Consider the following 5107-nt stretch of genomic DNA (forward strand, 5'->3'; position numbering starts at 1 on the left):
TCCGTCCACCGCGATCAAGTCCTGGCCGAATGGCAGGCCGAGCTGGCCGCGTCCGGCGGCGGCCGCGGGCTGTCCACCGAGGTCCGCGAGACCGGCGAGCTGCTGAACGCGATCCTGGGCGGCGTGCGCGCCAACGGCAGCACGGACAACTTCGACGACGCGGCCTGGACGAACGTGCGCGCGGTCCTCGGCCAGCTGTCGGCCTCGCGCGCCGCGCAGGGCTCGACCGCCGCCGACACCAGCCGCTTCGTGCTGGCGCTGAAGAAGCCGCTCTTTGCCGGCGTGCAGCGCAAGTTCGCCGGCGACGCCGCCACCCTGGGCGACGCGATCTGGGCGATCTCCTCGCTGCTGGACAACATGGCGCAGTACACCGTCACGACCTACCAACGCAGCCGCGAGGAGATCATCGGCCGCCAGCAGCAGGAGCTGCTGGAACTGTCGACGCCGGTCGTGAAGCTCTGGGAGGGCGTGCTGGCCGTGCCCATGATCGGCACGCTGGACAGCGGCCGCACGCAGCTGGTGATGGAGGCGCTGCTGCAGCGCATCGTCGAGACCGGCTCGGCCCTGGCCATCATCGACATCACCGGCGTGCCGACCGTCGACACCCTGGTCGCGCAGCATCTGCTCAAGACCGTCACCGCGATCCGGCTGATGGGCGCCGACGCGATCATCAGCGGCATCCGCCCGCAGATCGCGCAGACCATCGTGCACCTGGGCATCGACCTGGAAGGCATCACGACCAAGGCGACGCTGGCCGATGCGCTGGCGGTGGCCTTGAAGCGCACCGGCTTCGTCGTCACCAAGGGCCGGCCGACCGCGGGCGCGGGCGGCTTCACGGGCGCGGCATGACGACGCGCATCCCCATCCTGCGCATGGGCAGGACCCTGCTGGTCACCATCCAGGTCGACCTGCAGGACCAGACCGCGCTCGCGCTGCAGGACGACCTCGCCAACAGGATCCAGGACACCGGCGCCACCGGGGTGCTCATCGACATCTCCGCCCTGGAGATCGTCGACTCCTTCATCGGCCGCATGCTGGCCGGCATCTCCAGCATCGCCAAGGTGCTGGGCGCGAATTCGGTCGTCGTCGGCATGCAGCCGGCGGTCGCGATCACGCTGGTGGAACTGGGCCTGACGCTGCACGGCGTGCGCACCGCGCTCAACGTCGAACGCGGCATGGAGCTGCTGCGCCACGCCGATGAGACCGACGCCGAGCTCGAGACCAACCTGGATGCCGGTGCCGGTGCCGGTGCCGGCGACGCCATCGACGCGAGGTCCGGCCGGTGACGGCGTCTCCCGCCACGTCGGGTTCGCTGCCCATCCGCGGCGAGCCCGACATCGTCCTGTCGCGCCAGCTGGTGCGCAAGCTCACCCAGGAACTGAAGTTCTCGCTGGTCGACCAGACCAAGATGATCACCGCGGCCAGCGAGCTGTCGCGCAACACCCTCGTCTACGGCGGCGGCGGCGACATGGAATGGGCCATCGTCCAGGCCGGCGTGAAGACGGGCCTGCGGCTTGCCTTCGTCGATCAGGGACCCGGGATTGCGGATCTGGAGCTGGCGATGAAGGATGGATGGACCTCGGGCAACGGCATGGGCATGGGCCTGTCGGGCAGCAAGCGGCTGGTCAACGACTTCGAACTCGATTCCGCGCCAGGCCGCGGGACGCGCGTGACGATCACGCGCTGGAAGTAGCCGTGCGCGCGTTCCGACGCTTCCCCATCGACGACGCGAGTCAGGTGGGCGAAGCCCGCCGTGCCGCGCTGGCGCTTGCGGGCGAACTTGCTTTCGACGAGGAATCCGCCGGCCGGCTCGCGCTGGCGGTGACCGAACTCGGCACCAACCTGTTCCGGCACGTCGGGCCCGGGCGTCAGGCGGCGCTGCTGGTCGGCGTCGATGAGACGGACGGCCTCGGCGTGCAGGTGCTGTCGCTGGACCGCGGCGACGGCATGGACCTGTCGCGATGTCTGCAGGACGGCTACAGCACCGGCGGCACGTCCGGGACCGGACTCGGGGCGATCCGGCGCATGGCCGACCGCTTCGGCGGGTTCTCTGCGCCGCAGCGAGGCACCGTCCTGGCCGCGCGCTTCGGGCCGCGCACCGACCGGAGCCGCCTGGGCGCGCCCGCCACCAACGGCGCCACCAACGGCGCGACCAACGGCGCGACCAACAGTGCGACCAACAGTGCGACCAATGGCGCCTTCGACGTCGCCGGCCTGTCGCTGGCCGCCCCGGGCGAGACCGTCAGCGGCGATGCGTGGGCGCTGCGCCGGGACGGCGACCGCTGGTCGCTGGCCGCGGCCGACGGACTGGGCCACGGCATCGACGCGGCCGAAGCGGCGGACAAGCTCATGACGCTGCTCGCGCGTGCGGACGCCGGCCACCTGGGCTCGCCGGCGGCTTTCCTCGAACGGTCCCACGACAGCCTGCGCAGCACGCGCGGCGCCGCGTCGGCCGCCCTGTCGTTCACGCCGGACGGCCCGCTGCTGTTCGCCGGCGCGGGCAACATCTCCGGCCGCCTGATCTCGGGCGTGTCCGACCGGACGCTGCTGTCCCAGCACGGCACGCTCGGCCTGCAGATCCGCCGCCTGCAGGATGTCGTCTACGATTGGCCGGCGCATGCGGTGCTGGTGCTGCATTCCGACGGCATCGTCACCCGCTGGTCGCTGGAGGACACCCCGGGCCTGCTGCAGGCCGACCCCGCCGTGATCGCCGGATGGATCCTGCGGGATCACCTGCGCGGCAAGGACGACGCGACCGTCGTCGTGGTGCGTCGCCGCCACGCATGAACCCGCTTGAACCCGCTTGAACCCGCTTGAACCCGCCTGACAGGCCCAGGAAGGACACGATGCCCACCGACGACCCCGCCACCCTGCGCGACGCGCTGAGCACGTCCCAGGCGCAGGTGGAAGCGCTGCAGGCGGAGCTCGACGAGACCAACCGCGGCGTGCTCGCGCTCTACGCGGAGCTCGACACGCAGGCGCAGCAGCTGCGCCAGGCCACCGAGCTCAAGAGCCGCTTCCTGGCCTACATGAGCCACGAGTTCCGCACCCCGATCTCGTCGATCCGCAGCCTGACGCGGCTGCTGCTGGACCGCGTCGACGGGCCCCTGACCGACGAGCAGGAAAAGCAGATCACCTTCATCCGCACCACCTCGGAAGAATTTGCCGACATGGTCAACGACCTGCTCGACCTGGCCAAGGTCGAGGCCGGCCGCATCGACGTGTCGCCGGCCTGGTTCGAGCTGGTCGACCTCTTCGCGGCGCTGCGCGGCATGTTCAAGCCGGTGCTGGTCAACCCGGACGTGCAGCTGGTCTTCGAGGAGCCGCAAGGCGTCGCGCAGCTCTTCACCGACGACGCCAAGCTGTCGCAGATCCTGCGCAACTACATCTCCAACGCGCTGAAATTCACCGCGCAGGGCGAGGTGCGCGTGAGCGCGGTCGTCACCCCGGGCGCGTCCGGCATCCCGGGCGAGGACGAGATCACCTTCTCCGTCGCCGACACCGGCATCGGCATCGCGCCGGAGTTCCACGACGCGATCTTCCAGGACTTCACGCAGATCGGCTCGCCGATCCAGAAGCGGCTGCGCGGCACGGGCCTGGGCCTGTCGCTGAGCAAGCGGCTGGCGGAACTGCTGGGCGGCCGCGTCGGGCTGCGCAGCGAGCCGGGCGTGGGTTCGGTGTTCTCGGTGACGCTGCCGCTGCGCCTGCCGGGAGTCGCCACGGAGGTGCCCGACGCATGAGCGAGGCGCGTTTCATCGATCGTTCGCAGCATCGCGTGCTGGTCGTCAACGACGACCCGGTCGGCCGCTACACGACGGTGCGCCAGCTCTCCGCGGCCGGTTTCCCCACGGTGGAAGCGGCCACCGGCGCGGAGGCGCTCCGGATCGCGGACCAGGGTCTGTCGGCCGTCGTGCTCGACATCCACCTGCCCGACATCGACGGCTTCGAACTGTGCCAGCGTCTGCGCGCGCAGGTCAGCACCTTCCGGCTGCCGGTGATCCACCTGACGGCCGCCTACCTGACCGATGAAGACAAGGTGCGCGGCCTGGATGCCGGCGCCGACGCCTACCTCACGCATCCGGTGGAACCGGCGGTGCTGATCTCGACGATCCAGGCGCTGGTGCGCACGCGCGCGGCCGAGGACGCGATGCGCGGCAGCGAGGCCAAGTTCCGCGCCGTCTACGCCCAGGCGCCCGGCGGCATCTGCCTGCTGAAGGCCGGCGACGGCACGGTGCTGGAAGCGAATCCGGCGATGCTCGCGCTGCTCGGCCTGGGGCCGGACGAGGGCGAGGCCGTCATCGGCCGGCCGCTGACCGACTTCGTCGACGAGGCGGAGCAGCCCGCCGCGCTGGCCTTCGTGAGGGCGCTGGGCACCGACGGGCTGCAGGCCGAGTTTCCGCTGCGATCGAACGACGGATCGAGCGTGCCCGTCGAGTGGACCGCCTCGCCGCCGATCGAGCCCGGCGTGTGCATGGCGATGGCCGCGGACATCTCGCAGCAGCAGCTGCTCGCGCGGCAGCGCCAGGAGCTGCTCGACCGCGAGCGCAGCGCGCGCAGCGAGGCCGAGGCGCTCTCGCGGATGAAGGACGACCTGATCGCGGTGCTGTCGCACGAGCTGCGCACGCCGCTCAACGCGATCATGGGCTGGACGCACGTGCTGCAGCGGCACAGCCCGCCGGAGCTGCTGGCCAAGGGCCTGGCGGCGATCGACCGCAACGTGTCGATCCAGGCGCGGATGATCACGGACATCCTGGACATGTCGCGCCTGAACATCGGCAAGCTGCCGCTGACGCGCGAACGCGTCGAGGCCGGCGAGGTGCTGCGCGCGGCGGTGGCCGTGATCCAGCACAACCTCGACGGCAGCGGGCACCGGATCGCGCTCGACCTGCGCGACGAGGCCACCGTGCTGCTGGCCGACAGCGGCCGGCTGCAGCAGGTGATCTGGAACCTGATGGGCAATGCGGCCAAGTTCTCGCCGCGCGGCAGCGCGATCACGCTGTCGCTGCGCGCACAGGACGCGGGCGTGGTGGTCGAGGTCCGCGACGAGGGCCAGGGCATCGCGCCCGAGTTCCTGCCGCATGTCTTCGACCGCTTCACGCAGAGCGAC

5 protein-coding genes and 1 pseudogene are annotated in these 5107 nt (G+C 71.0%); all 6 read left to right on the plus strand.

The genetic code is table 11. The features are described from left to right. The coding region (locus tag VF536_RS27105) for an STAS domain-containing protein (RefSeq protein ID WP_331618055.1) at positions 1 to 849 on the plus strand (849 nt) is incomplete at its 5' end. Then, a pseudogene (locus tag VF536_RS27110) lies at positions 846 to 1202 on the plus strand (STAS domain-containing protein); the annotation flags it as partial. The gene VF536_RS27105 and the pseudogene VF536_RS27110, both read left to right, overlap by 4 nt. 80 nt (positions 1203 to 1282) lie before the next feature. Next, positions 1283 to 1693, plus strand: coding sequence for an anti-sigma regulatory factor (locus tag VF536_RS27115; protein WP_331618056.1), 411 nt, complete (start codon positions 1283 to 1285; stop codon positions 1691 to 1693). 2 nt (positions 1694 to 1695) lie between these two features. Beyond that, complete coding sequence (locus tag VF536_RS27120; protein WP_331618057.1) at positions 1696 to 2787, plus strand: ATP-binding protein; 1092 nt, start codon at positions 1696 to 1698, stop codon at positions 2785 to 2787. A 59-nt stretch (positions 2788 to 2846) separates the two neighbouring features. Next, the gene (locus VF536_RS27125; RefSeq protein ID WP_331618058.1) at positions 2847 to 3740 is read left to right on the plus strand and encodes a sensor histidine kinase; all 894 of its coding nucleotides are present in this window, start codon (positions 2847 to 2849) and stop codon (positions 3738 to 3740) included. Continuing rightward, positions 3737 to 5107 (plus strand): response regulator (locus VF536_RS27130; protein WP_331618059.1); only part of this gene is annotated, 1371 nt, incomplete at its 3' end. The genes VF536_RS27125 and VF536_RS27130, both read left to right, overlap by 4 nt.

The organism is Roseateles sp. (assembly GCF_036486225.1).
Classification (GTDB): domain Bacteria; phylum Pseudomonadota; class Gammaproteobacteria; order Burkholderiales; family Burkholderiaceae_C; genus Roseateles.

Excerpts from the sequence above, each read along its gene's own strand:
- VF536_RS27125 (WP_331618058.1), top strand. The coding sequence starts at position 2,847 with ATGCCCACCGACGACCCCGCCACCCTGCGCGACGCGCTGAGCACGTCC.